The 26,597-nt window shown below is 75.0% G+C and carries 25 protein-coding genes and 1 pseudogene; 13 read left to right on the top strand and 13 right to left on the bottom strand.

Annotation, left to right across the window (positions count from 1 at the left end; translation table 11 throughout):
- Positions 1-4: 4 nt before the first annotated feature.
- From EV374_RS00775 to EV374_RS00755, 5 genes are all read right to left on the bottom strand, one after another.
- The gene (locus EV374_RS00775; protein WP_132230867.1) at positions 5-1,321 is read right to left on the bottom strand and encodes a DUF2252 domain-containing protein; all 1,317 of its coding nucleotides are present in this window, start codon (positions 1,319-1,321) and stop codon (positions 5-7) included.
- 59 nt (positions 1,322-1,380) lie between these two features.
- A complete protein-coding gene (locus EV374_RS00770; protein WP_132231313.1) occupies positions 1,381-1,971 on the bottom strand; it encodes an NADH-quinone oxidoreductase subunit B in 591 nt (196 codons plus the stop codon).
- Between the two features lie 252 nt (positions 1,972-2,223).
- A complete protein-coding gene (locus EV374_RS00765; protein WP_132230866.1) occupies positions 2,224-3,768 on the bottom strand; it encodes an aminotransferase class V-fold PLP-dependent enzyme in 1,545 nt (514 codons plus the stop codon).
- 27 nt (positions 3,769-3,795) lie between these two features.
- Positions 3,796-5,358 (bottom strand): MFS transporter, encoded by a 1,563-nt coding sequence (locus tag EV374_RS00760; RefSeq protein WP_132230865.1) that lies wholly within the window; start codon positions 5,356-5,358, stop codon positions 3,796-3,798.
- A gap of 32 nt (positions 5,359-5,390) precedes the next feature.
- A complete protein-coding gene (locus EV374_RS00755) occupies positions 5,391-5,702 on the bottom strand; it encodes an MGMT family protein (RefSeq protein WP_132230864.1) in 312 nt (103 codons plus the stop codon).
- A gap of 13 nt (positions 5,703-5,715) precedes the next feature.
- Between EV374_RS00755 and proB the strand changes: the two genes are divergently transcribed.
- The 8 genes from proB to EV374_RS00715 all read left to right on the top strand — a co-directional run bounded on the left by proB (position 5,716) and on the right by EV374_RS00715 (position 11,383).
- On the top strand, positions 5,716-6,873 hold the full coding sequence (gene proB / locus EV374_RS00750; RefSeq protein ID WP_132230863.1) for a glutamate 5-kinase: 1,158 nt from the start codon (positions 5,716-5,718) through the stop codon (positions 6,871-6,873).
- Positions 6,874-6,952: 79 nt separating this feature from the next.
- Entirely contained in the window at positions 6,953-8,197 is a 1,245-nt protein-coding gene (locus EV374_RS00745) for a glutamate-5-semialdehyde dehydrogenase (protein WP_132230862.1), read from the top strand.
- Between the two features lie 112 nt (positions 8,198-8,309).
- A complete protein-coding gene (locus EV374_RS00740; RefSeq protein ID WP_132230861.1) occupies positions 8,310-8,708 on the top strand; it encodes a YbaB/EbfC family nucleoid-associated protein in 399 nt (132 codons plus the stop codon).
- Positions 8,709-8,710: 2 nt separating this feature from the next.
- The gene (locus EV374_RS00735; protein WP_132230860.1) at positions 8,711-9,037 is read left to right on the top strand and encodes a hypothetical protein; all 327 of its coding nucleotides are present in this window, start codon (positions 8,711-8,713) and stop codon (positions 9,035-9,037) included.
- Positions 9,038-9,064: 27 nt separating this feature from the next.
- Complete coding sequence (locus EV374_RS00730) at positions 9,065-9,559, top strand: WXG100-like domain-containing protein (RefSeq protein ID WP_132230859.1); 495 nt, start codon at positions 9,065-9,067, stop codon at positions 9,557-9,559.
- Complete coding sequence (locus EV374_RS00725) at positions 9,552-10,169, top strand: hypothetical protein (protein WP_132230858.1); 618 nt, start codon at positions 9,552-9,554, stop codon at positions 10,167-10,169. The genes EV374_RS00730 and EV374_RS00725 overlap by 8 nt, the downstream gene beginning before the upstream one ends.
- Entirely contained in the window at positions 10,166-10,786 is a 621-nt protein-coding gene (locus EV374_RS00720) for a hypothetical protein (RefSeq protein ID WP_132230857.1), read from the top strand. The genes EV374_RS00725 and EV374_RS00720 overlap by 4 nt, the downstream gene beginning before the upstream one ends.
- Positions 10,787-10,867: 81 nt before the next feature.
- Complete coding sequence (locus tag EV374_RS00715; RefSeq protein ID WP_132230856.1) at positions 10,868-11,383, top strand: SUKH-4 family immunity protein; 516 nt, start codon at positions 10,868-10,870, stop codon at positions 11,381-11,383.
- A gap of 30 nt (positions 11,384-11,413) precedes the next feature.
- On the opposite strand, the gene EV374_RS00710 is transcribed toward EV374_RS00715, so the two are convergent.
- From EV374_RS00710 to EV374_RS33155, 6 genes and pseudogenes are all read right to left on the bottom strand, one after another.
- A complete protein-coding gene (locus tag EV374_RS00710; protein WP_132230855.1) occupies positions 11,414-12,235 on the bottom strand; it encodes a prenyltransferase/squalene oxidase repeat-containing protein in 822 nt (273 codons plus the stop codon).
- Positions 12,236-12,335: 100 nt separating this feature from the next.
- Entirely contained in the window at positions 12,336-13,586 is a 1,251-nt protein-coding gene (gene moeZ / locus EV374_RS00705; RefSeq protein WP_486485543.1) for an adenylyltransferase/sulfurtransferase MoeZ, read from the bottom strand.
- A 41-nt stretch (positions 13,587-13,627) separates the two neighbouring features.
- Positions 13,628-14,350 (bottom strand): DUF3152 domain-containing protein, encoded by a 723-nt coding sequence (locus EV374_RS00700; protein WP_486485517.1) that lies wholly within the window; start codon positions 14,348-14,350, stop codon positions 13,628-13,630.
- A gap of 231 nt (positions 14,351-14,581) precedes the next feature.
- Positions 14,582-15,433: a zinc metalloprotease gene (locus tag EV374_RS00695; protein WP_486485516.1), complete on the bottom strand. Its 852-nt coding sequence runs from the start codon at positions 15,431-15,433 to the stop codon at positions 14,582-14,584.
- 104 nt (positions 15,434-15,537) lie between these two features.
- Positions 15,538-16,512, bottom strand: coding sequence for an alpha/beta fold hydrolase (locus EV374_RS00690; protein ID WP_132230851.1), 975 nt, complete (start codon positions 16,510-16,512; stop codon positions 15,538-15,540).
- Positions 16,513-16,550: 38 nt separating this feature from the next.
- Positions 16,551-18,077: pseudogene (locus tag EV374_RS33155) on the bottom strand (hypothetical protein); the annotation flags it as partial.
- A 1,851-nt stretch (positions 18,078-19,928) separates the two neighbouring features.
- Between EV374_RS33155 and EV374_RS00680 the strand changes: the two are divergent.
- Together EV374_RS00680 and EV374_RS00675 are read left to right on the top strand one after the other, a co-directional pair.
- Complete coding sequence (locus EV374_RS00680; protein WP_132230849.1) at positions 19,929-20,567, top strand: TetR/AcrR family transcriptional regulator; 639 nt, start codon at positions 19,929-19,931, stop codon at positions 20,565-20,567.
- Between the two features lie 65 nt (positions 20,568-20,632).
- On the top strand, positions 20,633-20,860 hold the full coding sequence (locus EV374_RS00675) for a DUF3107 domain-containing protein (protein WP_088960194.1): 228 nt from the start codon (positions 20,633-20,635) through the stop codon (positions 20,858-20,860).
- Positions 20,861-20,921: 61 nt separating this feature from the next.
- On the opposite strand, the gene EV374_RS00670 is transcribed toward EV374_RS00675, so the two are convergent.
- The gene (locus tag EV374_RS00670; protein ID WP_132230848.1) at positions 20,922-21,575 is read right to left on the bottom strand and encodes a ferritin-like fold-containing protein; all 654 of its coding nucleotides are present in this window, start codon (positions 21,573-21,575) and stop codon (positions 20,922-20,924) included.
- A 318-nt stretch (positions 21,576-21,893) separates the two neighbouring features.
- On the opposite strand from EV374_RS00670, the gene EV374_RS00665 reads away from it, so the two are divergent.
- The 3 genes from EV374_RS00665 to EV374_RS00655 all read left to right on the top strand — a co-directional run bounded on the left by EV374_RS00665 (position 21,894) and on the right by EV374_RS00655 (position 25,487).
- Positions 21,894-23,564 (top strand): DEAD/DEAH box helicase, encoded by a 1,671-nt coding sequence (locus tag EV374_RS00665; protein WP_132230847.1) that lies wholly within the window; start codon positions 21,894-21,896, stop codon positions 23,562-23,564.
- Between the two features lie 175 nt (positions 23,565-23,739).
- Positions 23,740-24,936 carry a class I SAM-dependent methyltransferase gene (locus EV374_RS00660; protein WP_132230846.1) on the top strand — a complete coding sequence of 399 codons (1,197 nt, stop codon included), beginning with the start codon at positions 23,740-23,742 and terminating at the stop codon, positions 24,934-24,936.
- Between the two features lie 134 nt (positions 24,937-25,070).
- Positions 25,071-25,487 (top strand): helix-turn-helix domain-containing protein, encoded by a 417-nt coding sequence (locus EV374_RS00655; protein ID WP_132230845.1) that lies wholly within the window; start codon positions 25,071-25,073, stop codon positions 25,485-25,487.
- Between the two features lie 21 nt (positions 25,488-25,508).
- Here the strand turns inward: EV374_RS00655 and EV374_RS00650 are convergent, their stop codons facing one another.
- The gene (locus EV374_RS00650) at positions 25,509-26,567 is read right to left on the bottom strand and encodes a hypothetical protein (protein WP_486485515.1); all 1,059 of its coding nucleotides are present in this window, start codon (positions 26,565-26,567) and stop codon (positions 25,509-25,511) included.
- Positions 26,568-26,597 lie beyond the last annotated feature (30 nt).

The following is a 26,597-nucleotide window of genomic DNA, read 5'->3' as shown; positions in this document are numbered from 1 at the left end:
CCGCTCAGAGGCCGGGCAGCCGGCCGTTGCGGAACAGGTCGACGAAGAGCTGGTGGTCCTGCCGGGCGCGGACGCCGTACGCGTGGGCGAAGTCGACCAGGTGCGTCACGAAGCCCGCCTCGTCGGCGTCCACGGCCGCCACGATCGCCTCCTCCGTGGAGTAGTCGACCAGGTCGTGGCTGGACTCGTCGTCGGCCACCGAGTGCATCCGGGCGACCGCCCGGCCCAGGTCGGTCAGCACGCCGGCCAGTTCCTCCGGCTCGTTCACGTCCGCCCAGTCGAGGTCGGCCGCGTACGGGGAGACCTCGGCGACGAGCTGCCCGGCCCCGTCCAGCTCGGTGAAGCCCAGCCACGGGTCGGCGTGCGCCTGGAGTGCCCGCTGCGACTCGGCGGTGCGGTGCCCCTGGTGCTGGAAGTAGCCCGCGACCGCCTCGTCGGCGATGTGCCGGGCCACCGCCGGCACCTGGGCCTGCTTCATGTAGATGACGACGTCGTTCTCCAGCGCCTGGGTGTGCCCCTCCAGCAGCAGGTTGTACGACGGCAGCCCGGCCGAGCCGATGCCCACCCCCTTGCGCAGCACCACGTCCTTGATCTGGGTGGCCACGGGACGGAGCTGGGCGGAGGAGGCGGGCAGCGTGCCGAGGTAGTCCTCGAACGCGGCGCAGACCCGCTCCCGGGTCTCGGCGTCGATCTCGAAGACGCCGTCGCCCAGCGAGAACCGGCGTTCGTAGTTGTCGATGGTGGTCTGCGTGGCGAGCAGGTCGACCCGGGTGTTGAGCCGCGCCTGCTGGAGCACCCGGCGGAGCACCCCGTCGGCGTTGTCCAGGGTGATCGAGCCGATCGCGTCGTCGCCCCCCTCGGCGATGGCGCGCAGTTCGGTCAGGTACGACCGGGCGAAGCCGGTGACCAGGTCGCTGATCGCCCGGTCGGAGAGCGCCTTGGCGTAGCCGATCAGCGCCACGCTGGCCGCCAGCCGCTTCAGGTCCCAGCTGAACGGCCCCACGTACGCCTCGTCGAAGTCGTTGACGTTGAACACGAGCTGCCCGGACGCGTTCATGTACGTGCCAAAGTTCTCCGCGTGCAGGTCGCCGTGGATCCACACCCGGCTGGTCCGGTCGTCGAGGAACCGGTCGTCGGCGAAGTCGCCGACCTGGTCGGCGTAGAAGAGCGAGGCGCTGCCCCGGTAGAAGGCGAACGGCGACGCGGCCATCTTGCGGAACTTGCGGCGGAAGGCGGCCGGGTCGAGAGCCATCGACGCGCCGAACTCCTCGGTGAGCACGTCGGCGATGTGGGCGGAACGCTGGTCGGCGGAGTGGTTCATGGTGCGCAGGCTAGCCCCCGCCGGCCAACCGGGGCCCTCGTCCGACCGGACGGTACGGCTCAGGGGGTGGGCGGGCGGACCGGCGGGGCGGTCAGCGACTCCGCCGAGCGCGGGAGCACGCCGGTCGAGCCGGCGTCGGCCGGCGGGGCGTCGACCGGCGGGGCGAGCGCGTCCGGCCGGGGCACGCCACCGATCCCGGACTGCTCGGCGGCGATCTTCTCCTGGAGGCGCAGGATGCCGTGCAGCAGCGCCTCGGGCCGGGGCGGGCAGCCGGGCACATAGACGTCGACCGGGATGAGCTGGTCGACGCCCTTGGTCACCGAGTACGAGTCCCAGTAGGGGCCACCGCAGTTGGAGCACGCGCCGAACGAGATGACGTACTTCGGCTCGGGCATCTGGTCGTAGAGCCGCTTGATCGCGGGGGCCATCTTGTCGGTGACCGTCCCGGAGACGACCATGAGGTCGGCCTGCCGGGGCCCGTGCGCGAACGGGATCACGCCCAGCCGCATGAAGTCGTGCCGGCCCATGCTGGTGGCGATGAACTCGATCGCGCAGCAGGCCAGACCGAAGTTGAAGACCCAGAGCGAGTAGCGGCGGCCCCAGTTCAGCACGAACCGGATCGGCTCACCGAGCACTCCCGGCACCTGCACGACCGCCCCCTTCCCGAGCACCGCCACAAGTCAACCACAGCCCACGGCGGCGCCGGTCGACCCGTCGGTGGCCGGTTCCGCCGCCGGATCCACGGCCGCGCCGCCCGCAACCGGCCACCGACCTCGCGATCTCCGGTGGGCCGTTCGTCCTCGGACCGGCGGACGAGCACGGTTGGTTCCAGGGCATGGTGACCGTGACCAACCGGGGCCCCCTCGACGCGGACCGCGTCCCCGCCGGGCGGACGCCGCCGCTCACCACGTGGGGCGTTGCAGCATGCCGACGAACTCCACCAGCAGCCGTTCCCGCAGCGCCGGCGGCGCGGCGTCGAGCAGGGTGTTCACCACCGCCATCCGCCCCGCCGGCGAACCGCCGGTGCCGGCGGCGTCGGCGTCGTCGGGACCGGCGGAGCGGCCTGGACCGGGCGCGTCGGCGGGGGTGGTCAGGCCCAGGCCGGCGGCCAGGCCCGCGACCAGGTCGGGGGTGAGCGCGTCGGGGGTGAGCGTGGTCGCGAGGGCGAGCAGCTCGGCGGGGAGCGCCACCGGTCCGGCGGCCCGGGCGGCGGCCACCGCGTCGGCCAGGTCCGGGCCGAACTCCGCCACCCGGGGCGCCACCGCGGCGGTCACCGTCAGGTGCACGCTCGGCGGCAGGTCGGCGTACGACAGCTGGGGTTGGGTGTGCCAGCCGCGGGCGGCCAGCTCGTCGACCAGGACGAAGAGGTCGAGGCCCGCATCGGTGGCGGTGAAGCAGACGACTGTCGACTCCGGCTCGGCCATCAGCCGCAGCCCGTCGACCGCGCGGACGGCGTCGGCCAGGCCGGCCACGGCGTCCCGGGTGGCCGCCGCGAGCCGCAGGTACCCGTCGTCGCCGAGGTGCCGCAGGGTGGCGTACGCGGCGGCGATCGGTCCACCGGAGCGGGTGGAGGCGATGACCGGGTTGACCATCGTGTAGCCGGGCCAGTCCGCGTACGCGAAGTACTGCGGGGCGCGCAGCGCCGGGTCGCGGTGCAGCAGCACCGACACGCCCTTCGGTGCGTACGCGTACTTGTGCAGGTCCACCGAGACCGAGGTGACCCCCGCGACCGCGAAGTCGAACGGCGGCACGTCCGCCCCGAGGCGGCGCAGGTACGGCAGGGTCCAGCCCCCGAAGCACGCGTCCACGTGGCAGCGCACCCCGGCGGCGGCAGCAGCTTCGGCGATCGGGGCGACGGGGTCGACGACGCCGTGCGCGTACGAGGGGGCGGAGCAGGCCACCAGCACGGTCTCCGGGCCGATGGCGGCGGCCACGTCGGCGGCGGCCGGCCGCAGCGTCGACGCCGACACGGGCACCGTGTCCACGGCGACCCGCAGGTAGTGCGCCGCCTTGGCGAACGCGGCGTGCGCGCTGGCGGGCACCACGATCCGGGGCGCCGCGATCTCCGGGTGGGCGTCCCGGGCGGCCTTGACGGCGAGGATCAGCGACTCGGTGCCGCCGCTGGTGACGCTGCCGACGACGTCCGGCACGGCGCTGCCGGGGCCGCCGCCGAGCAGCCGGGCGGCAGCGCCGACCAGCGCGTTCTCCATCGCCAGCAGCGACGGAAAGGCGGTCGGGTCGAGCCCGTTGACGTGAGCGCTGCCGGCGTACGCGGCGGCGGCCAGCTCGTCCAGCCCCGGCACCGCCGGGTCGTAGACGTACGCGAACAGCCGCCCGCCATGCGTCGGCCGGTCGGCGCTGCGTAGCGCCGACACCTCCGCCAGCACCCGCTCGGCGGGCAGCCCGTTCCCGGGCAGCGCCCGCCGCTCGGTTCCCTCGTCGATCATGGAGTCGTGGTGCCCTTTCCGTGGGGTTCAGCGGCTTTCCTCCCCCACCACAACCCCATGATCGGCGGGGTGGGGGCGGGGGTGCGGGGTCGGGGTGGGGGTGGCAGCAGCCAGGTGGGCCGGGGTCAGGTCGTAGGGGCGGAGGAAGAGGACGGCCAGGCCGACCAGGAGGGCGGGGAGGACCGTGAAGCCGAGCAGGATGCCGAGGCGGGCGGTGCCGGACTGGGTGGCCGCCGTGCCGGTGTCGGAGGAGACGTAGCCGCTGAGCTGGAGCACCAGGCCGAAGATGCCCGGCCCGAGGGCCAGCCCGAAGGTCTCCCCGGCCGTCCAGAGCCCGGTGAAGACGCCCGCCTGCCGCCGGCCGGTGCGCGCCGTGTCGTACGCGATGCAGTCGGGAAGCATCGCGAGGGCGAACACCTGCTGCCCGGCGTAGCCGACGCCGATCAGCGCGACCAGCAGGTAGACCACGAGCGGGGGCAGCACCGGCGCGGCGACCAGGGCCAGCGCGCCCGCCGCGAAGATCAGCGAGGCGGCGACCAGCGAGGCGAGCTTGCCGACCCGCGCCCCGATCCGGGTCCAGAGCGGCATCACCAGCAGCGCCGGCCCGACGAAGCAGGCGAACAGGACGGTCGGCCCGCCCTTGGGATCGCGCAGGATCTGGTCGGCGAAGTAGTTGACCCCGGCGAGGACGGTGGCCACCCCGGCGGACTGCACCACGAAGCAGACCAGCAGCGCCCGGAACGGTCGGTTGCGGGCGGCGACGGCGAGCTGGGCGCGCAGCGTCGGCTCGCTCTCCCCCACCGTGCCGCTGGGCGCGGACCGGGTGCCGAGGAACGCGCCGACCGCCCCGAGCACGATCAGCCCGGCGACGAAGAGGCCCATCCAGCGGTGCCCGGAGACGCCTCCGCCGCCAACGTCGCGCACCAGCGGGGCCACCGCGCCGGAGACCAGGATGGCCAGCGCCAGCACCGCGATCCGCCAGGTCATCAGCCGGGTACGTTCGGCGTAGTCGCCGGTCAGCTCCGCCGGCATCGCCACGTACGGCACCTGGAAGAAGGCGAACGCGGTGGCGGTGGCGAGGAAGGCGAGCGCCACGTACGCCCCGGCGGCCGGCCCGGCCCCGAACGGCGCGGCGAAGATGGCGGCGAAGAGCACGCCGAGGGCGAGCCCGGCGACCAGCAGGTACGGCCGGCGGGCGCCCCAGCGCGACCGGGTGCGGTCGGAGATCCGGCCGGCGACCGGGTTGACCAGCACGTCCCACGCCTTCGGCAGGAGCACCAGCAGGGCCGCCGCGCCCGCCGCGACGCCGAGGGTGTCGGTCAGGTACGGCAGCAGGAGCAGGCCGGGCACGGTGCCGAACGCGCCGGTGGCCAGCGATCCGAGCGCGTAGCCGGCGTGCACCCGGCGCGGCAGCACGCCCGGCGCGGACGACCCGGCCGGCCCCGGCGAGCCGGCTGACGCAGACGAGTTGGCCGGGGCCGGCGGGTCGGCCGGTGCCGACGGGCTCGCCGGCCCCGGCGAGTCTCCCGAAGCGGGTCCGGCCGGTGCGACGGGGCCTGGCGAGCCGGCTCCACCCGGCGGCGCGTCCATGACGCCGAATGTTACTCACGTTATGGCACGGGTCACATCCCCTCCTCGGGGGACCAGCTCGCCCTCATGTCCACCCCGTCGCCGCGCAGCGGCGTCCCCTCGGCGCGCAGCCGGGCCCGCGCCTCCCGCTCGTGCCCGGGTGGCAGCCGGCCGGCCGCGTTCACGACCCGGTGCCAGGGCACTCCCCCGCCGTGCCGGGCCATGATCGAGCCGACCAGCCGGGCCGACGCCCGCCCCGAGCGTTCGGCCAGCGCGTCGGCCACCGCCCCGTACGACATCACCCGGCCCGGCGGGATCCGCTCGACGAGCTCCAGCACCGCCTCGACGTACTCGTCAGGTCTCACGACCGGCCACGATATGAGAAGCCGACCGGGCGTGCGGGGACCGACCACGCAGAATGGGCGGGTGCGTGACATGGTCACGGCGGCCCGGCGGGTCGTCGTCAAGATCGGATCCTCCTCGTTGACCACCGCCGAAGGCGGGCTGGACGACGGGCGGGTCGGCGCGCTCGTCGGCACCCTGGGCGCGCTCGCCGCCGAGGGCCGGGAGGTCGTGCTGGTCAGCTCCGGCGCGATCGCCGCCGGCCTCGCGCCGCTGGGGCTGTCCCGGCGTCCGCGCGACCTGGCCACCCAGCAGGCCGCCGCCAGCGTCGGGCAGGGCCTGCTGATCGGCCGGTACGCGGCCGCCTTCGCCCGGCACGGGCTGACCGTCGGGCAGGTCCTGCTCACCGTCGACGACGTGACCCGGCGGGCGCACTACCGCAACGCGTACCGCACCCTGCGCAAGCTGCTCGACCTGCGGGCGGTGCCGATCGTCAACGAGAACGACACGGTCGCCACCGAGGAGATCCGGTTCGGCGACAACGACCGGCTGGCCGCCCTCGTCGCCGCCCTGGTCCACGCCGACCTGCTGGTGCTCCTCTCCGACGTGGACGCCCTCTGGACCGGCGACCCCACCCGCCCGGGCTCCAACCGGATCAGCGAGGTGCACGACGAGCGGGACCTGACCGGGGTCGACATCGGCGGCGCCGGCCGGGCCGGCGTGGGCACCGGCGGCATGGTGACGAAGGTCGAGGCGGCCCGGATCGCGACCGGGTTCGGCATCCCGGTGGTGCTGACCGCCGCGCCGCTGGCCGCCCCCGTGCTGGCCGGCGAGCCCGTCGGCACCCTGTTCCACCCGAGCCGCCGACGCCCGACGGCGCGGCTCTTCTGGCTGGCCCACGCCACCACTCCCCGGGGGCGGCTGCACCTCGACCCGGGCGCGGTCGCGGCGGTGGTGGGCCGCCGCAAGTCGCTGCTGCCCGCCGGGATCACGGCCGTGGACGGGGCGTTCACCGCGGGCGACCCGGTCGACCTGGTGGACGTCGAGGGCGCGCCCGTCGCCCGGGGGCTGGTCAACTACGACGCGGTAGAGCTGCCCGGGCTGCTCGGCCGGTCCACCACGGAACTCGCCGCGGCGCTCGGCCCGGCGTACGAGCGTGAGGTAGTCCACCGCGACGACCTGGTACTGCTGTAAGGAAGGGCACCTTGTTGACGGATTCTGTATAGCAAGGGGCCCTTCCTAACGACTGACGACTGAGGAGATGAGTGCGGCGATGAGCGTGAGCGAACAGGCCCGGCGGGCGCGTACGGCGGCGGAGGCGCTGGCCGTCGCCACGCGTACGGCGAAGGACGCCGCGCTGGTGGCGATGGCCGACGCGCTGGTGGCGCGTACGCCGGAGATCCTCGCCGCGAACGCGACGGACCTGGCGGCGGGGCGCGAGGCGGGGCTGAGCGCGGCCGTGCTGGACCGGCTGTCCCTCGACGCGGGGCGGGTGGCCGGCATCGCCGACGCGCTGCGGCAGATGGCCGCGCTGCCGGACCCGGTGGGCGAGGTGGTCCGGGGCTCCACCCTGCCCAACGGGCTGGAGCTGCGCCAGGTCCGGGTGCCGTTCGGCGTGGTGGGGATCATCTACGAGGCCCGGCCGAACGTGACGGTCGACGCCGCCGGCATCTGCCTGAAGTCCGGCAACGCGGCGCTGCTGCGCGGCTCGTCGTCGGCGGCCCACTCCAACGCCGCCCTGGTCGCCGTGCTGCGCGACGCGGTGGCCGACGCCGGCCTGCCGGCGGACGCGGTGCAGCTGCTCGACGCCAGCAGCCGCGACTCGGTCAAGGAGCTGATGCGCGCCCGGGGCCTGGTCGACGTGCTGATCCCGCGCGGCGGCGCGTCCCTGATCCGCACGGTGGTCGAGGAGTCCACCGTGCCGGTGATCGAGACCGGCGTGGGCAACTGCCACGTCTACGTCGACGCCGCCGCCGACCTGACCAAGGCCGTGGCGATCGCGCTCAACGCGAAGACCCAGCGGCTCTCCACCTGCAACACCGCCGAGTCGCTGCTCGTGCACGCGGCGGTCGCCGACGCCTTCCTGCCGCCGATGCTGGCCGCCTTCGCCGAGGCCGGGGTCACCGTGCACGGCGACGAGCGGGTCGCCGCCCACTCGGCCGCCGTGCGGCCGGCCACCGACGAGGACTACGCCACCGAGTACCTCTCCGCCGACATCGCGGTCGCCGTCGTCGACTCGCTCGACGCGGCGGTCGCGCACATCCGGCGGTACGGCACCGGGCACACCGAGGCGATCGTCACCGACTCGACCACCGCCGCCCGAGAGTTCGTGGCCCGGGTGGACGCGGCGGCCGTGATGGTCAACGCCTCGACCCGGTTCACGGACGGCGGCGAGTTCGGCTTCGGCGCCGAGATCGGCATCTCCACGCAGAAGCTGCACGCGCGCGGTCCGATGGGCCTGCCCGAGCTGACCTCCACCAAGTACGTGGTTACCGGGGACGGCCACCTGCGCGGCTGAACCATCGCCGACGCTCGCGGAGGCCCGGGCGGCCGTGGGCGGGGCCACCGCCGGATTGCGGGTGACCGCTAGTCTGGGTCGGGTTCGGCACGGCTTGTCTTGGGGAGGCGGCATGCTGGGCGAGAGTGCCCTGGAACAGCAGCTGGCGCAGGCGCGGGCCGCGCTGCGCGAGGTGGGCGGCGCCGCCGCGCCCCGGGAGCGGGTGGAGTCGGTGGCCGAGGCCGCCGAGGGCCGCATCCGGGTCACGCTCGGCACCGACGGCCGGGTGAGCGCCGTCGACATCGACCCCCGGGTGCTCCGGGAGGGCTCGGAATACCTCGCCGCCGAGCTGCGCCTGGCGGTCAACGCCGCGCTCGACGGCCAGGACGACGGGGTCGCCGCCACCGAACCGATGCCCGACCTCGCCGCGATGACCGCCACCATCGAACGCCTCCAGGACCAGGGCCTGCGGCAGATGCGGGAGATCAGCCAGGCCGTCAGCGAGACAATGCGGAAACTGCACGGGAGCTGAGCGTGGAGAGCCTCGACGTCGACCTCGACGCGCTGGGTCGCGGCGCGGACGAGCTGGAACGAGCCAAGGAGTCCGTCCGCCAGGTCTTCGAGGGCTTCCAGGCGGCGGCCGGCGGCTACGCCGCCGCCTTCGGCGGCGACGACATCGGGTCCCTGCTCGGCGTCGCCCACCAGGCGTGCGTGGACGCGCTGGCCGAGTGCCTCGGCACCAACATCACCGAGCTGGAGAGCTACGTCGACGGCCTGCGCGGGATGGCCGACGGCTACCGCGCCGCCGAGGAGAACGCGGCCGCGTCCTTCCGCTCGATCCTCGGCTCGCTGGGTGCCTGAGCCGCCCCGACCACGAAAGGAGTCGCGGTGGGACTGACGATCCCGGGTGAGCTCGCCTCCCTGCTCTCGATGCTCGGCTACGAGTGGCCCCAGTCGGACGAGACGGCGATCTTCCAGCTCGCCGGGGAGTGGACCGGCATGGCCGGCCAGATCTCCGGTTCGGTCGCGCAGCTGGAGGCGGCAGCGCGGACGGTGCTCGACAACAACCGGGGCGAGAGCTTCACCGCCTTCGCCGGCGAGTGGAACGACGGCGAGTCGGCCGCGCGCAACATCGCCGACGTCACCCGCCCGGCCACCGTCATCGGCGTCGGGCTGATGGTCGCGGCGGGCGTGGTGCTGGCGCTGAAGATCCAGGTGATCATCCAACTGGCCCTGCTGGCGATCCAGATCGCGCAGGCCATCGTGACGGCGGCGGTCACCTTCGGGGCGTCCCTCCTCCAGATCCCCATCTTCAAGATGATCACCGGTTTCATCATCGACCAGCTCATCGGCATGGCCGTCGAGACGGTGCTCAATGGCTAGGAAACGGACCAGCCCGCCCCGGCAGACGCAGGCCAAGGGCGCCCGCGTCGTCTCGGCCTACCTGGAGAACGCCGACGTCTTCCGCACCGCCAAGTCGGCCGGCACGAAGCCGAAGGGCCCGGCGGTGCTGGTGCTGAAGAACCGGCCGGACTTCGACCGGCGCGACTTCGACCGCAAGGCCCGCGACCTGCAACGGCTCGGCCAGGACGGGGCGCTGAAGAAGGCGCCGTCGGACCGGGACAGCAACAAGGTGTACGACCCGTCGACCGGCAAGCGCCGTACCCGTACGAACGTCTACCGGGACCGGATGATCCGCAGCCTCACCAAGGACGGCCGCCTCACCCAGGACATGGGCACCCCGGAGACGAACAAGTACCTGGCCAACAAGAACGTGGTCGAGCGCCTCTACGCGGGCAAGGGGCCGATCACCGCCCGGGGCCAGGGCTACGACCCCGACCACATCCAGGAGCTGCAACTGGACGGAACGGACACGTACGATAACCTCAGGCCGATGGACGCCTGGACGAATCGCCAGCTCGGCAGCGACATCTCCGTCGCGCTGCGGGACGTTCCCGAGGGCACCCCGGTCATCGTGAAGGTGATCCCGTGACCGCCCCCCGGGACCCGGCGCGGCTGGACCGGATCCGGGAGAAGCTCACGCTGCTGCGGCGCCTGGAGGCCGAGCACGGCTTCGGCGTGGTCATCGGCGAGCCGACCCCGCTGGAGCCGATCCCCGACCTGCCCGGCGTGGCCGAGGTCTACGGTCTGTTCGGCCGGCTGGCCGGCGACAACTTCCGGTTCGACCCGCCCGAGGAGATCCGCAGCCCGGCGGCCTGGGCGGCCCGCACGGTGGACGAGGACGATCCGATGGGCAGCCCGCTCGCGGTCGGCCACGAGGTGCACAGCATCCCGCCCCGGCTGCGCGGCGAGATCGGGGCGGGGGCGCCGATCCGCCTCGACACCGAGGATCTCGACGTCTACTGGATGGAGCCCGACGACTACGTCTTCCAGTACGAGCACCCCGACGAGGACGTGGAGTTCACCGTCGTCGCGCCCGACGTGGCCACGTTCTTCGACGAGCACGTGCTCGGTCCCGGCTACCCGGAGCTGGTCGCCGTCGTCCTCGGGCCCGGCGTCCGGGACCAGCGGCTCCGCAAGGGCCGGCACGCCGGCGAGTACGCCGACAACTGGCGGCGCCTGCTGATCGCCGCCGACCTGGCGTCCTGACGCCGCTGCGCACCCGGCGTCCCGGCCCCGCCACCTGCAGCGCCCGCACTCCCTCCACATCCGAGACGCAAAGGACCACCGATGGCCGCTGACCCCCGGTTCCGCTCACTGTGGAACGAGGACGAGCTCATCCCGTACCCGCGCGAGGCGTGGCTGGAGGGGGGATTCGACCCCGACCTGCTCCCCGCCGGCGACGAGATCCCGCTCGACGTGGCGGTCGTCTACACCGCGTTCCTCGAAGGCGACATCGAGCTGTTCGACACGATCCAGCTGAGCACCGAGGACGGCTCCCTGGACATCCGGCTGATCGTGGTCGGCGCGGTCGCCGACAACCCGGACCTGCTCTACGTGCTCGACCCGGGGACCGGCGAGATCCTCCAGTTCGACCTGGAGCAGCAGGACGTCCAGGCCGTCAACAGCAACTTCCGCACCTTCGTCGAGTTCCTCTACCAGTTCGCGCTCTTCGTGGAGGCCGACGAGGGCAAGCCGGGCCGGGCCGAGCGGGCGGAGACGCTGCGCACCGTCCTGGAGAGCATCGACCGCGCCGCGTTCGCCCCGGACGCCTGGTGGCCGCTGGTGATCAGCCAGCTCAAGTGAGGCCACGCGCCACCCGCCGGCCGGTGGAGCTCAGCGGCAGGCCCGGATGGCGCTCAGCGTGGTGTGCACGTCGAACTGGGGCCCGTCGTCGCTCTCCCACCCGCCGTCGCTGCGCTGGGTCTCGGCCAGCCGCCGCCGTGCCCGCCCCAGCAGCCAGTCCTGTCCGTCGATGCCGACGCGGCGCAGCGTCGCGGCCAGCCAGGCCACGTCGCCCGGGGACAGCTCCGGCACCCGCTCGGCGAGGATCACCTGGATCCGCGCCGCCTCGTGGAACATCTCCTGCCGGTGCAGGACCGCCGCGCTCAGCCAGCCGGCGGGCAGGAAGGACGGCCAGCTACCGTCCGGGCGCAGCCGCGCGACGAGCGACTGGGCGGCGGCATGCACGACGCCCGCATACGCGCCGCCGACCCGGTGGTCGAGCGGCCCGGCCGCCCGCGCGTCCAGGCCGGCGACGGTCAGCCAGAACCCGGCGTTGGCGGTCAGGTGGAACCCCGCCTCGGGGTCGCCCGGGCGGGCCCACTCGGGGGCCACGTCGGCCAGCGCCGGGTCCTCCTCCCAGCCGCCGCCGGGCGACTGCCGCGCGGCCAGCCAGTCCAGGGCCCGGCGGGCGGCCGGACGACCGAGCGCGCCGAGATCGTCCAGCTCGGACAGGCGGAAACAGGTGGCGTCCACGGAGGAGACTCCCCCGCCCAGCGTCGCGGGCCAGCCGCCGTCGGGCGCCTGGCCGACCTCGGCGTCGTCGAGCAGTTCGGGAGGTGGCGGCGCGCCGGTGCGCAGCCGGGACAGCCGGGCGCGGTCCACCGCGTCCCCGTGTGCCACGACGAACCCGACCGCCGCATCGATGTCGACCACGGCGGCAACGCTACCTGCGCAAACGTGATCGCGCCTCGGCGAATCGGCCGAGGCCGCGGGGGTCGGGACGGCCCACCGCGACCTCGACCGACGGCGCGGGTCAGTACGCCGGCAGCGACGGGTCGATCTGCTTGATCCAGGAGAGCACGCCGCCCTGCACGTGCACCGCGTCGCGGAACCCGGCCGCCTTGAGCGCGGCGAGGGCCTCCGCCGAGCGGACCCCGGACTTGCAGTGCAGCACGATCTGCCGGTCCTGCGGCAGCTTGGCGAGCGCCTCGCCCGAGATGATCTCGCCCTTGGGGATCAGCGTCGCGCCGGGGATCCGGACGATCTCGTACTCGGCCGGCTCGCGGACGTCGACGAGGAAGATGTCCTTGCCCGCGTCCTGCCACTCCTTGAGCTCCAGCGCGGTGATGGTCGCGTCGACCACCGCCTCCTGGGCCTCCACCGACACCGCGCCGCAGAAGTCCTCGTAGTCCTCCAGCAGGTCGGTGACCGTGGGGTTCTCGCCGCAGAGCACGCAGTCCGGGTCCTTGCGGACCTTGATCTTGCGGTAGCTCATCTCCAGGGCGTCGTAGACCATCAGCCGGCCGACCAGCGGCTCCCCGATGCCGGCGAGCAGCTTGATCGCCTCGTTGACCTGGATGGAGCCGATCGACGCGCAGAGCACGCCGAGCACGCCGCCCTCGGCGCAGGAGGGGACCATGCCGGGCGGCGGGGGCTCCGGGTAGAGGCAGCGGTAGCAGGGGCCGTGCTCGGCCCAGAACACCGACGCCTGGCCGTCGAAGCGGTAGATCGACCCCCAGACGTACGGCTTGCCGAGCAGCACCGCCGCGTCGTTGACCATGTAGCGGGTGGCGAAGTTGTCGGTGCCGTCGACGATCAGGTCGTAGCGGGAGAAGATGTCCCGCACGTTCTCCCGGTCCAGCGCCGTGTTGTGGATCTCCACGTTCACCAGGGGGTTGATCTCGCGGATCGAGGCCGCGGCCGACTCGGCCTTGGAGCGGCCCACGTCGGAGACGCCGTGGATGATCTGGCGCTGGAGGTTGGACTCGTCGACGGTGTCGAAGTCGATGATGCCGAGCGTGCCGACCCCGGCGGCCGCGAGGTACATCAGGGCCGGCGAGCCGAGGCCGCCGGCGCCGACACAGAGCACCCGGGCGTTCTTCAGCCGCTTCTGCCCCTCGACCCCGACGTCCGGGATGATCAGGTGGCGCGAGTAGCGGCGGATCTCGTCAACGGTCAGCTCGGCGGCGGGCTCGACGAGCGGGGGCAACGACACGGTGGACTCCCCGGGATCGGCTGAAGGCGAACCGGCCCATTGTCGCTCGCACCGGCCTCGATCGGCCATGAGGAGCGACACGTCGCCCGAACTGCGGGAAGGGGAATAACTCAGGTGCCGGGAACGAGCTCGCCGTCGTAGCGCGAGCCGTCGACGTACGGCCAGGCGTTGGCGACGCAGCCGTCCAGGCCGTACGTCTGCTGCTGCATCACCGGCGCCGGCTCGCCGGGCGCCGGGCAGGCCTGGTGTTCCTCGCCGAGTTCGTGGCCCACCTCGTGGTTGACCACGTAGGCGCGGTAGATCTCCAGCGGCGCCCCGTAGTCGGGGACCGCCTCCAGCCAGCGCGCCAGGTTGATGATCACCTGCCCGGGGAGCCGGCAGGAGGTGTAGCCCTCGGTGCTGAGCCCGCCCTCGGCGCACATCCGCTCCGAGGTCTCCGGGGTGGCGAGGTAGACGGTGAAGTCGGCGTCGTCCGCCTCCGCCACCCGCCGCAGCCGCAGCTCCTCCGAGGCGATCCAGCTGCGGGGGTCGCCCAGCACCTCGTCCACGGTGGCGGCGAAGGCGGCGACGTCCTGGTCGGTGCCCTGCTCCACGGCCACCCGGTAGTACCAGAGCGGCCCGTCGGTGCCCCGCACCGGGGAGTCGCCGGGCGCGGTGGTGAAGTCGCCCGTACCCGTACGGGGGTAGGCGGAGGGGCGCGTCCGCTCGGCCGCCCCCGCCGCGTACGACGTGCGGTTCCCGTCGCCCGTGGTCGGCACGGGCGCGCGGTCGCCGGCCCGGGCCAGCGCCACGGCGGCGGTCGCCGCGAGCAGGAGGGTGACGCCGAGCCCCACCACCCGACGGTTCCGGAGCGGGGCCGACGGTCGCCACCAGCGCGTCGGCCGAGGTGACGGCGGCCGGGTCGGCGTCGGGCGGCGGGCCGGGCCGGGCCGGTCGGAAGGGGACGACGACGTCATGAACCGAGCGTCCCACACTAACCGGGCATTACGCCGTGAAAAACGCGAACCTCGCTCATGCCCCCAGGGGTGAACTCAGCCGGCGCCCGACGCCCCGATCGCCGCCGGTCAGAGCCGCGGGCCCGCGTACCGGCGACCGTCCCGGTACGGCCAGGGGTTGGCGACACAGCCGTTCAGGAAGAGCGTCTGCTGCATCATCACCGGCGCCACCCGGCCCCGGCCGGGGCAGCGCTCGTGCCGGTGCCCCAACTGGTGCCCGACCTCGTGGTTCACCACGTACGTCCGGTAGACCGACAGCGGCACCTTCGCGCTCACGAAGTGCGGCACCGAGAGCCGCCAGCGGTCCAGGTTGATGATCACCTTGCCTGGCGCCCGGCACGACGTGTAGGGCTTCCCGCCCACCCGGATGTCCACCCCTCCGGCGGCACACAGCCGGCCCGCCGTCCTGGCCGTGGCGAGGTAGACCGTGAAGTCGTGCCGGGAGGCGGCGCGTACCTGCTGCAACCGCAGCCCGCCGTCGACCCAGCTCCCCGGCCCGGCGAGCGCCCGCTCGACGGCGGCGGCGAACTCGCCCGCGTCCTCGCCGGCGCCCGACTCCACGGCGACCCGGTAGCGGCGCAGCGTGCCCGCGTCACCCAGCACCGGGCCCACCCGGTCGTCGTAGCCGAAGCTGCCCCGGCCCGCCGACGGCACCGGCCCGGGCAGCCGGAGCACGGCCGGCGGTGGATCGACGGCCGAGGGCGTCGCGGCCGGCGCCGACGGCAGCGGCGAGGCCGCCCCCGGCGCGAGCATCGGCGCGGGAGCCAGTTCCCCGGCGGTGAGCGCCTCCGCCCCGACGTCGGCGCCCCGCCGGTCGGCGATCACCGCCACCGCCGCGCCGACGGCGAGCACCAGCGCCACCAGCCCCGTGAGGCGCCGCCGACGCTCCGGACGGCGGTGCCGCGGGCGGGTCAGGTCCACGCCGCCGTCCCGTGGGGGCGACGTGGCCGAGGCGCGACGGCGGCCCTCGACGGGAGCCGGGGCACGACGGGTCGGGGTGGGGTGACGGGCAGGGGACATCCCGGTCAGCCTGCCATGTCGGATCGCCTGAGGGTGTCCCCCGTCTCGGTGAGCAGGCCCAGCACGGCCCGGGCCACCAGGCGCGGCACCTCCAGTTGCGCCACGTGGCCGACCCCGTCGAGCATCAGCAGCCGGCTGTCCGGGACGACGCGGGCCGTCTGCGGGGCCACCCGCACGTCCACCAGCCGGTCGGCCCGCCCGCCGACGACCAGGGTGGGCGCCTTGACCGTCGCGGCGAGCCGCCACAGCGACCCCGACCCCGGCAGGTACGACCGCAGGAAGCTGGAGACCAGTCCCCGGAACGTCCGGACGTACGCGGCGGCGTAGTGCGCGGCCTCGTGCCGCACCCGGATCTCCTCCAGCGCCTCCTCCCGGCGCTGGTCGCAGATCCGGCTGAGGTCGGCCACGCAGGACTCCATCACCTGCTGGGCCATCACCTCGGGCGCGATCTGGGCCAGCCGCCAGGCGGCCAGGCGCTCGCCCCGGGGGATCGCCAGCAGCGGCAGCATCCGGCCCTGCAACGAGCGCCGGAAGTCCAGGAACGGCAGCGCCGGCGAGATCAGGGTCAGGCTCCGGACCAGGTCCGGCCGCACCGCCGCCACCTGCACCGAGACCGCCCCGCCCAGCGAGTTGCCGAACAGGTGCACCGGCCCCCGGCCGGAGTGCTCGATCCAGCGGATCACCCGGTCGGCGAAGGACGGAACGGTGTACCGGCGGCCCGGCTCGCTGCGGCCGAACCCCGGCAGGTCGATGGCCTGCCCGTCGAGGTGGTCGGCGAGCAGGTACGCCAGGTCGGTCCAGTTCTGCGACGAACCGCCGAGCCCGTGCACGTAGAGCGCCGGCTCCGCACCGGGCGTGGTGGCCGGCGTGTCCCGGACGTACGTGACGGTGCCGTCGAGGCGTACCTCCCGCCCCGGCCAGGGCGGTGGGACGGAGTGCTCGGGAAGGAGGTGGTCCGGCCGCAGGGTGGCGCGCTTCATGACTCCAGTCTGCCCGGGGCCGCAACGACCGGCAGCGCTCAGGCCAGCAGCGCCTCGATCCGGCGGTTGACCGCGGCCAGGGTGGCCCGGACGACGGCCTGCCGGGGGTCGCCGGCGACCAGCGCGGAGCCGACGAGCTGCTCCACCCAGCCGTCGCAGACCAGCAGCACCACGACCGTGGCCACGTCGCAGTTGCCGAAGGGCACCACGGCGGCGTGCTCGACGAAGCAGCGCCCACGGTCGGGGCCGGCGTCGGGGCCGGGCTCGCCGCCGCGCAGCAGCTCGTCCACCGCCGCCGCCGCGGCCACCGCGCAGAGCCGCAGCACGTACCCGTCGACGGCCGGCCCGGTCGAGTAGCCGGCCGCGCTCTCCCCGCCGGCGAGCAGGCGTACCTCCACGGTGGCGTCGAGCCCGAAGGTGCTCACCTGGACGTGGTCGATCACCACCCGGGGGCCCACCGCGCCGCCGGTGTCCAGCGGCCGGGACGGCGCGGTCTCCGTCGTCGTCACCTGCCCACCGGAGTACGACGTACCGAGGGTCGCCGGGGCGCCGGCCGGAGTCCCGGCCGGGGCGGCGGAGACCGAGCCCGGCTCCTCCACCGTGGCCCGGCCCCGGTGCGGGGCGACGGGCTGCCGGCGCCGGCGCGGGGTCTCGGGCGCCGCCTCGGGACGCTGTTCGGCCCGGGTCGACGCGGCCTCCGACGGGCCGCCGGTCACCCTGGCGCCGGGCACCCGGGACTCGGCGGAGGACGGCTCGGCGGGGCGTGCCGCGACGCCCCCCGACCTGGCCTCGGCGCCGCGCGGCTCCGCCGACCGGCGGCGCACCGGCGGGGCGGGTGCCGCCGGCATGCCCGGCAGGTTCTGCGGCGCGGCGGCCAGCCCCATCCGGTCCTGGAGCAGGCGGGCTACCTGCCGGCTCACCTCGGCCGGGTCGGCCCCGTCGGCGAGGTCGAGCCGCAGGCTGTGCGCGCCGGCCGGGGTACGGCGCAGCGCCGCGTCGCGGACACCGGCCACGCCACGGACGGCGTCGAGGATGGCGTTGACGTCGAAGCCCTCCGGGCGCTCCCGCGGCGGGGCGGGCTCGTCCTCGCGGCGCAGATGGGTGGCGATGCGGGCGAGTTCGGGGGTCTCGGCGGGTGGCTCCACGGCTGGCGGCTCCGGCACGACGGGCACGTCCGGCTCGGCGGGGACGCGCTGCGGCAACACCGCCGATGCGGACTCCGGCGCCGGGTCGGCGGCGGCCGGCGGGGCCGCCGGGGCCGGCTCGGGTGCGGACCGGCGGGCCGCGTAGGGAGGTGCGCTCGTCGGGGCGGGCCCGGACGGCGTGCGCTCACGCCGCCCGAACCCGCTGGTGGCGGCCTCGGCGGCGGTCTGCGGGTCGCTCGACGGCCTCGGGGCCGGCTCCGCGCTCTCCGGCCGGAGCCGGAACGGCCGGGTGACCCGGTCCGGGGTGTCCTCGGCGCGGGCCGCCGCAGCGGCGGCTTCCGGGGCGTACGCGAGCGGGGGCGCGCCCGCCGGCGCGGGGACCGACCCGCCCGACGCCCAGGCCGGTCGCTCGGCCGGGACCGGCGGTTCGGCCTCGGGCCCCGTGAGCCGGTCGGCGGGGGCGGACGGTCGCTCGTACGCCGGCCGGGGCACCGGCGCGGTCTGGGCGACGTCGTAGGGGCGGCCGGGCTCGCGGGGCGGGTCGTAGGGGCGCGCAGACTCGGCGCGCGCCGGCTCGTGCGGGCGTTGCGGCTCACCGGCCCAGGCCGGCGCTTGTTCCTCGCGGGACCGGCGGCCGACGGGCTCGGGCTCCTCGCGGGCTCGACGCCCCGCCGGCTCGGCCTCCTCCCGGGAGCGACGGCCCACCGGCTCGGCCTCCTCCCGGGACCAGGGCGGCGCCCACGCGGCACCCCAGCTCGGGCGGTTCCAGTTCGGGCCGGTCCAGTCCGGTTCGGTGCTCGGCGGCCACTCGGCGGCAGACTGTCGCGAACCGCCCGGTTCCGACCGGGACGACGGTTCCCGGTCGCCGCCCGGAACGTGCTGCGCACCGGCCGCCGGTTCGGCGACCGGGGACCGGTCGGCACCCGGGTCCGCGCCGAAGCCACGCCCGGCCCGCTCGTGCCCCGCGGCGTGCGGCGCGCGCTCCTGCTCGAACCCGGCCGCTGTGCGGTCATGGTCGAACCCACCCGCCGCGCGGTCCTGGTCCAACCCGGCCGCCGTGCGGTCCCGGTCGAAACCGGCCGCCGTGCGGTCCTGGCCGGGGGCGCCCAGCGTCCGCTCCGCGTGGGGGCCGTCCGGGGCGCGGCCCTGGCCCGGCCCACCGGCGGCGCGGTCCTGGCCGAACTCCCCCGGTGCGCCGTCCGTGCCGGTGGCGACCGGGTCGGCGTCCCGGTCGTCGCGGAAGGCGCGGTCCGCGCCCAACGCGCGGTCGACGCCGGCGAGCCGGTCGCTGACGGTCGCGCGGTCGCCGGCCGTCGCGCGGTCGCCGGTGGCGGGCGCGGCATCGACCGGGCGCTCGGTGGGCGGGCGCTCGGTGGGTGGCGGGAAGTGGCGCGGGTCGGGGGCGGACGGCCCCGGCGCGTAGTGGTCGCTCCAGCCGCGCGTCGGGCCGGCGGCCGGCGGGGGCTCGTCGGCGGCGGCACGGTCGGCCGTCGGCGCGTGGTAGCCGGGCGGCACCTCGAAGCCGCTGGCGGCGGTGCCCACCGGCGGGACCTGGACGGCGGGGGGCGCCGACGTCGGCAGCCCCGGCTCCGACCAGCGGTTCTGGCGGCCGGCCGGCGGGTCCTCGGCGGAGCGCCGGACCGGACGGGGCTCGGGGTCGGTGAACCCGTGCTGCGTCCCGGGCGGCTGCTCGGCCGTCGGCGCCGGGCGCTGTGCGGGCACCACCAGCCGGTCGTTGCCCGGGTCGCGGCGCTGGTCGCCGGGGATGCCGGGCGGGGCACTCACCGGGACCTGACGGTTGACCGGCGCGTCGTCGGCGGCGTGGTCGACGCCGTTGGCGTGGTGGCCGTTGACCCGGGCCGGCGGCTCGGCCGCGGCCGGCGGGCCGGGCAGTGGTGGTGGCAGGTCGCCGTGCCGCGGGGACGAGGCGGCCCAACCGGGGGACGGCTCGGGCGGACCCCATGGCGAGGCCGGCTCGCGGTGGCCGGAGATCTCCCCGCCCCGGGACCAACTGGCCGCCGGGGGCGCCCACCCGCTGCCGGAACGGGCCAGGTCGTCCTGCGGACCCGTCCCGTCGCCGTGCTCCCCCGGGTTGGCGGCACCGGGTTGCCCTGTTTCACTCACCGCGCACTCCTTGGTCGCCCCCGCTGAGGCTACCGTGTGGTGACAGTGGCGATAAGTTACAGCGGCGGGCCAATTCCGCGACGGGTCCCCGGGCCCCGACCGGTTCGGGTGAATTGCCGGCTCGTACGAAGAGACTCGGAGGTTCCCATGACCGCTGTGGGGAACGGTGCCCAGACCGCCGGCCGGCCCACCCGCCTGCCCCGTTCCGCGCGCCGCAAGCAGCTGCTCGCGGCGGCCCAGGAGGTGTTCGTCGCCCAGGGCTACCACGCGGCCGCGATGGACGACATCGCCGAGCGGGCGGGAGTCTCCAAGCCCGTGCTCTACCAGCACTTCCCCGGCAAGATGGATCTCTACCTCGCCCTGCTGGACACGCACTGCGACGCGATCCTCGCGAAGGTCGACGACGCCATGCGCGGCACCAACGACAACAAGGAGCGCGTCGGCGCGTCGGTGCGGGCGTACTTCGACTTCGTCGACCACGAGAGCGAGGCGTTCCGCCTCGTCTTCGAGTCGGACCTGCGCAACGACCCAGCGGTGCGTCAGCGCGTCGAGCGGGTGGAGCAGGGCTGTATCGCGGCGATCACCGACACCATCATCTCCGACACCGGGATCAGCCGGGCGCACGCCGAGCTGCTCGCCTCCGGCCTGGTCGGCGCGGCCGAGACCGCCGCGCAGTTCTGGCTGGCCCGTGGCCGGCAGTTGCCCAAGGCCGAGGCGGAGGCACTGGTCGCGGCGCTCTCCTGGCGGGGCATCGCCAGCTTCCCGCTGCAAGGTGAGTCAGCCTGAACATCCGGCCCCGAGATCGGATAGCCTTCCCAACGGCGGCTCTTTCGCCCGAATGAGGAGGCACAGTGGAGGTCAAGATCGGCGTGCAGTACGCGCCCCGCGAGCTGGTCCTGGAGAGCGCGCAGTCGCCGGCCGAGATCGAGCAGATCGTGACCGACGCCTTCGGCAAGGACGAGGGCACCCTCTCCCTGACCGACGAGAAGGGCCGGCGGGTGATCGTGCCGGTCAACAAGGTCGCCTACGTCGAGATCGCCGAGGCGTCGCCGCGCGCGGTCGGGTTCACCGTCCGCTGAGTGGTCCGGTCGGCCGCGACGGGTGACCCGACGATCGCCCGTCGCGGACGCCCGGCCGCGGTCAGTTGTTCAGCCCGGCGGCGGCCATCCGCGTGGCGTGCGCCGCGGTCAGCCGCCCGAACAGCCTCGGCACGTCCACCCGCCCGCTCTGTGCGACGAGCGCGGTGAGCGCCCCCCGCTCGGCGGCGGCCACCCGGCCGGCCTGTGACAGCGCCTCGCCGACCAGTCGCCGCGCCCACATCGAGAGCCGGCCGGCCACCCTCGGGTCGGCCTCGACGGCCGCCCGGATCTCGGCGACGGCGAAGTCGGCGTACGACGAGTCGTGCAGCACGTCGAGGACGAGCTGACGGTCCGGCTCGGCGAGGGCCGCGGCGATCTCCCGGAGGAAGTCGTCGGTGATGGCGTCGCCCACGTACGCCTTCGTCACCGCCTCCGCCCAGTCCCTCGGCTCGGTCGAGTCGTGGTACGCCTGGAGCGGCTCGACGTACGGCGCCATGGCGTCGTCGGGCAGCACGCCGAGCGCGACGAGCCGGTCGGCCAGCCGCCGGTAGTTGCCGATCTCGGCGGCGGCCATCTCGCCCAGCGCCGCCCGCCGGCGCAGGTCGGGGGCGAGCCGGGCGTCGACGGCCATCCGTTCGAAGGCGAGCAGCTCACCGAAGGCCACCAGGCCGAGCAGGTCGACGACGGCACGGTCGGGCAGATCGGTCGAGGGCACGAGCGCAGGCTACCGCCCGCCGGCAAACGGGCCAGAAGTGACGCAGGTCACACGGGTGGCCCCCGGCGTGGCGCGTGCGGATGGAATCGGGACGCCTCCGGGTCGGTTCAGGTAGCATGGAGCAGTTGCCGCGGGCGCCGACCTGACCCAGGCTGATCCGAGCGATCAGCCGGCCCGGTCGAAGTGTGAGGCCCGCGGCGCGCGTGCGGCCCGGTCCGGCACAGGCATTCAGCCGCCGACCGTGTGGCCCGCGCCACACCGAACGCGCCCTGACGGACATGCCGGGGCGCACCCACGAGAGGGCACCCCCAAATCCATATGAGCGAGCTGACTCAAGACCTGATGGACGGCCAGGAACTGGCCGCCACCGCTCCGGTGCGTCCGGAGGCTCCCACCTTCGCCGAGCTGGGCGCGCGTCAGGAGACCGTCGACGCGCTGGCCGCGGCCGGCATCACCCGCGCCTTCGCCATCCAGGAGTACGCGATCCCGATCGCGATGCGCGGCATCGACATGATCGGCCAGGCGCCCACCGGCACCGGCAAGACCCTCGGCTTCGGCGTACCGCTGCTGGAGCGGGTCTTCGCGCCGGGCGAGGGCAGCGACGGCGTGCCGCAGGCACTGGTCGTCGTGCCCACCCGTGAGCTGGGCATCCAGGTGGCCAAGGACCTCGCCGCCGCGGGCCGGACCCGGGGCGTCCGGGTGCTGCCGATCTACGGTGGCGTGGCGTACGAGCCGCAGATCGACGCGCTGCGCAAGGGCGTGGAGATCCTGGTCGGCACCCCCGGCCGCCTGATGGACCTGCAGAAGCAGAAGCACCTGCGGCTGGACCGGGTCCGCGCGCTGGTGCTGGACGAGGCCGACCGGATGCTCGACCTGGGCTTCCTCGACGACGTCGAGAAGATCCTGGCGATGCTGCCGGAGGACCGGCAGACCATGCTCTTCTCGGCGACCATGCCGGACCCGATCGTCACCCTCTCCCGGCGCTTCCTGCGCCAGCCGATGACGATCCACGCCGGGCACACCGCCGAGACCGGCCCGTCGCCGCAGACCGAGCAGCTGGCCTACCGCACCCACTCGATGAACAAGATCGAGATCGTGGCCCGGATCCTCCAGGCCGAGGGGCGCGGGCTGACCATGATCTTCACCCGCACCAAGCGGGCCGCCGACCGGGTCGCCGAGGACCTCGACTTCCGTGGCTTCGCGGTCGCCGCCGTGCACGGTGACCTCGGGCAGGGCGCGCGCGAGCGGGCGCTGCGGGCGTTCCGGGCCGGCAAGATCGACACCCTGGTCGCCACCGACGTCGCCGCTCGGGGCATCGACGTCAGCGGCGTCACCCACGTCATCAACTACGACTGCCCGGAGGACCAGGACACCTACACCCACCGGATCGGTCGTACCGGCCGGGCCGGGGCGACGGGCGTCGCGGTGACCTTCGTCGACTGGGACGACATGCCCCGCTGGCGGATCATCGACAAGACGCTGGGCCTGGACATGCCGGAGCCCGCGGAGACGTACCACACGTCCCCGCACCTCTACACCGACCTGCACATCCCCACCGACGTCAGCGGCACCCTGCCGACCGCCGAGCGCACCCGCGCCGGGCTGTCGGCCGAGGTCGAGGAGGACCTCGGCGGCGGACGGTCCCGCCGGGGCGAGGGCGGCCGGGGCGCCCGGCGCGGCGAGCGTGGCGAACGCGGCGAGGGCCGTGGTCGCGGCGAGCGCCGCTCGGGCAGCACCGGCGGTGCGACCGGCGCGCCCGAGGCCGACGCACCGACCGACACCGCCGAGGACGGTCCCCGCGTCCCGCGTCGCCGTCGGCGTCGCCGCGCCGGCGAGACCGTCGCGGGCGAGCCGACCACGGTGATCACCGCCGAGGCCACCGACGCCCCGGCCGCCGCCGAGGGCGAGGCTCCGAAGCCCCGCCGCCGCCGGCGCCGTCGTGGTGGTGGCTCCGCCGCCGGTACGCCGGCCGAGGCGACCGCCGACTGACCGACGTACGTCACCCGAGATCCCCCGGACCGGTGCACCCGGTGCCGGGGGATCTCCTCGTCCGGGCCGTGATTCGCGGGCTGAGCGGACGCGACACCACCGGCGAGAACCCCCCGCCGGACACCGCCACCGGGACGCGCCGGGCAGGCCGCCGGTCGACGAGGAAGATGGAGCAATGCCCGAACCACTGGACGCCGCCCTGACCGAGGTCCGGGCGCTGCTGCTCGACCCGGCGCTCACCCGTGCGGTGGCCGCCGGGCGTCGGCGTGGACACCGCCCCTCGATGGTCCGCGCCGAACTGCGGCCGGTCGCGCTCAGGGCGGGCCCCCGGTTGCAGATCTCCACCTCCGACGGCTCCCGCCCGTACACCCGAAACGTGGCCCCCGGCCCGGAGGCGGACGCGGCGGTGGACGCGCTGCTGGCCGAGCCGTTCGGCAACTGGCACGTGGAGACGGCCGACGCGACGCTCCAGCTGCGGATCACCAAGTCCGGCGAGGCGCAGGTGCACCGGGCCGCCGCGGCCCGGCCCGCCGCCGAGCCGGGTGGGCACGACCGGGCGAAGGAGTACCTGCTCGACCCCGGTGACCCGATCTTCGCCGAGATCGGCGGCTCGGCGGCGAAGCGGCGCCAGGTCGACGCGTTCCTGCGGGCGCTGGCGGCGACCCTCCCGGACGACCTGACCGGCCCGCTGCGGGTGGTCGACCTGGGCTGCGGCAACGCGTACCTGACCTTCGCCGCGTACCGGTGGCTGGCGCAGCGGGGGATCGACGTCGAGCTGGTCGGCGTGGACGTCCGGGAGGACCAGCGGCGACGCAACACCGAGCTGGCCGAGCGGCTGGGCTGGGCCGACCGGGTCAGCTTCGTGGCCGGGACGATCGCCGAGGCCGTCGTGGAGCCCGCCCCCGACCTGGTGCTGGCCCTGCACGCCTGCGACACCGCCACCGACGAGGCGCTGGCCCGGGCGGTGCGCTGGCAGGCCCGCTGGGTGCTCGCCGCGCCGTGCTGCCACCACGACGTCGCGGCCCAGCTGCGCGCCCGGCCGGCCCCGGCCCCGTACGAGCTGCTGACCCGGCAGGGCATCCTCCGGGAGCGCTTCGCGGACGTCCTCACCGACGCGCTGCGGGCCGGGCTGCTCCGGCTGCACGGCTACCGGGCCGAGGTGGTGGAGTTCGTCGACTCCCGGCACACCCCGCGCAACCTGCTCATCCGAGCACGACGCACCGGCACCGTGCCCACCGCCGCCCAGCGGACGGAGTACCGGGAACTCGTCGACCAGTGGGCGGTCACCCCACGGCTGGCGGCGCTGCTGCCGCCGGTGCCCGCGCCGGACGAGCGTGGTCGAGCGGCCACGGAGCCGTCCCCCCGCATGTGATCCACGCCATTCCGCAGGGTCCGGAGTCCCGCTCACGAGACGGTCTGGTCGATCAGTCAACTGATTCCCCGCCTTTCCGTACTACCCTCGGAGGCGCACCGCCGGGTGCCGGTCGGGAGGGAAGACCCGCAGGGATGGGTTCCGTAGAGGTTTCTCCGCAGATGGCCTTCGCACGTTTCGTACGGCGAGCCATCGACGACGCCCGCGAGGAACGCGGCTGGACCGTCACCGACCTGGCGTCCCACACCGGCGTCGGTCGGTCGACCGTGTTCCGTTGGCTCGCCGGGGACTGGCAGGACTACCCCGAGCTGGCCAAGGTACGCGGCTTCTGCGCCGCGCTGGACCTGCCGGTCGCGGCAGCGTTCCGGGCGCTCGGCCTGCCCGACGCCGGTCCCGCGCCCCGCCGGCGCGCCGACGACGGCCCGGTCGAGGCGGACGTCCGGGTGATCCTGCAACGGCTGGCCGACCCGACCGTGCCGGCCGAGGAGAAGCACCACATCCGCGACCTGCTGCGCTACCTGGCCCGCCGCCCCATCCGCCGCGCCGGCTGAGCTTGCCCTTCCTTACACGGGTCAGGGCACCGTAATGGTGAACTCGGCGGTGCGCACCACGCCGGCGACCTGGAAGTCCAGGTAGAGCCGGTACCGGCCCGGGTCGGGCGTGGTCACCCAGAACGTCACCGCCCCGTCGACCGGCTGCGGCTCGGGGTGGACGTGCAGGTAGCCCAGATCCCCCTCGCGCAGGGCGACCAGGTGTCCGTACGCGCCGAGGTAACGCTCCAGCGTCGGGGGCCCGCCGGCCGAGTCGACACGGAAGGTCAGCGGCACGGTCACGCCGGCCTGCGGGGTGCCCTGGTAGTTGACAGTGAAGCCGTCGACCGTGGCCGAGGACGCCGGCGCCGGCAGCGGCCTCGGCTGGTAGCCGCCCGGCGCGGTCAGGTCCACCCCGAGGGTCACGGCGGTCTGCCGGCCGTCGTCGGCGAGCGCGGTGAAGTCGGCGTACGCCCGCCAGACCCCCGGCTGCGGCAGGGTCAGCGGCACCGACCAGGTGCCGTCGGCTGCCATCGTCGGGTGCAGGTGCTGGTAGCCGGTCAGATCGCGACGCACCACGATGAGGTGCATCGGCTTCTCGTGCACGACCGCGAACCGGGTCACCGGGCGGCGCTGCGCGTCCCGCACCAGGAAGCGCAGCTCGCCCGCGCGGCCGGCGGTGAACGTGGCGGGCAGGGGGGTGAGCGTGTAGCCCGCCGAGCTGATCGAGAGACCGGCGGCCTGCGCCGCCGCGGCCTGGTCGACGCCGTGCTCGTGGGCGCCCGTGCCCGGCGGGTGGCTGTGGCCGGTGAGGGCGCTGTCCGGTCCCGCCGCCGCGGACGGGCCGCCGCCGTTCAGCCGACCGAGGCCGAAGCCGAGCAGGACGGCGAGCACCAGCCCGCCGACGACCAGCGCCAGCCGGACGGTGCCGCGATCCGGCACGGCCGACACGTGCTCCGGCCCGGCGGGCGCCTGCTCCGACGAGACCGGCGCACCGTCGGACGCGACCGGCCCGCCGTCGGGCGCGGTCGGCACGTGCTCCGGCGCGGCCGACACCCGGTCAGGCACCGCCGCCGTCCCGGTCGCGAACGGGCTGCTCATCGGTCATGCCGCCCACGCTACCGCCCGTCG

The organism is Micromonospora sp. CNZ303, from assembly GCF_004345505.1.
The sequence above is the reverse complement of the archived record's forward strand: the minus strand, read 5'-3'. Positions and strand labels throughout refer to the sequence as shown.

Excerpts from the sequence above, each read along its gene's own strand:
- EV374_RS00745 (WP_132230862.1), top strand. The coding sequence starts at position 6,953 with ATGAGCGTGAGCGAACAGGCCCGGCGGGCGCGTACGGCGGCGGAGGCG.
- EV374_RS00655 (WP_132230845.1), top strand. The coding sequence starts at position 25,071 with ATGGGTTCCGTAGAGGTTTCTCCGCAGATGGCCTTCGCACGTTTCGTA.
- EV374_RS00665 (WP_132230847.1), top strand. The coding sequence starts at position 21,894 with ATGAGCGAGCTGACTCAAGACCTGATGGACGGCCAGGAACTGGCCGCC.
- proB (WP_132230863.1), top strand. The coding sequence starts at position 5,716 with ATGAGAAGCCGACCGGGCGTGCGGGGACCGACCACGCAGAATGGGCGG.
- EV374_RS00715 (WP_132230856.1), top strand. The coding sequence starts at position 10,868 with ATGGCCGCTGACCCCCGGTTCCGCTCACTGTGGAACGAGGACGAGCTC.
- EV374_RS00765 (WP_132230866.1), bottom strand. The coding sequence starts at position 3,768 with ATGATCGACGAGGGAACCGAGCGGCGGGCGCTGCCCGGGAACGGGCTG.
- EV374_RS00775 (WP_132230867.1), bottom strand. The coding sequence starts at position 1,321 with ATGAACCACTCCGCCGACCAGCGTTCCGCCCACATCGCCGACGTGCTC.
- EV374_RS00725 (WP_132230858.1), top strand. The coding sequence starts at position 9,552 with ATGGCTAGGAAACGGACCAGCCCGCCCCGGCAGACGCAGGCCAAGGGC.
- moeZ (WP_486485543.1), bottom strand. The coding sequence starts at position 13,586 with ATGGCCGATCGAGGCCGGTGCGAGCGACAATGGGCCGGTTCGCCTTCA.
- EV374_RS00650 (WP_486485515.1), bottom strand. The coding sequence starts at position 26,567 with ATGAGCAGCCCGTTCGCGACCGGGACGGCGGCGGTGCCTGACCGGGTG.
- EV374_RS00680 (WP_132230849.1), top strand. The coding sequence starts at position 19,929 with ATGACCGCTGTGGGGAACGGTGCCCAGACCGCCGGCCGGCCCACCCGC.
- EV374_RS00760 (WP_132230865.1), bottom strand. The coding sequence starts at position 5,358 with ATGGACGCGCCGCCGGGTGGAGCCGGCTCGCCAGGCCCCGTCGCACCG.
- EV374_RS00690 (WP_132230851.1), bottom strand. The coding sequence starts at position 16,512 with ATGAAGCGCGCCACCCTGCGGCCGGACCACCTCCTTCCCGAGCACTCC.
- EV374_RS00740 (WP_132230861.1), top strand. The coding sequence starts at position 8,310 with ATGCTGGGCGAGAGTGCCCTGGAACAGCAGCTGGCGCAGGCGCGGGCC.
- EV374_RS00660 (WP_132230846.1), top strand. The coding sequence starts at position 23,740 with ATGCCCGAACCACTGGACGCCGCCCTGACCGAGGTCCGGGCGCTGCTG.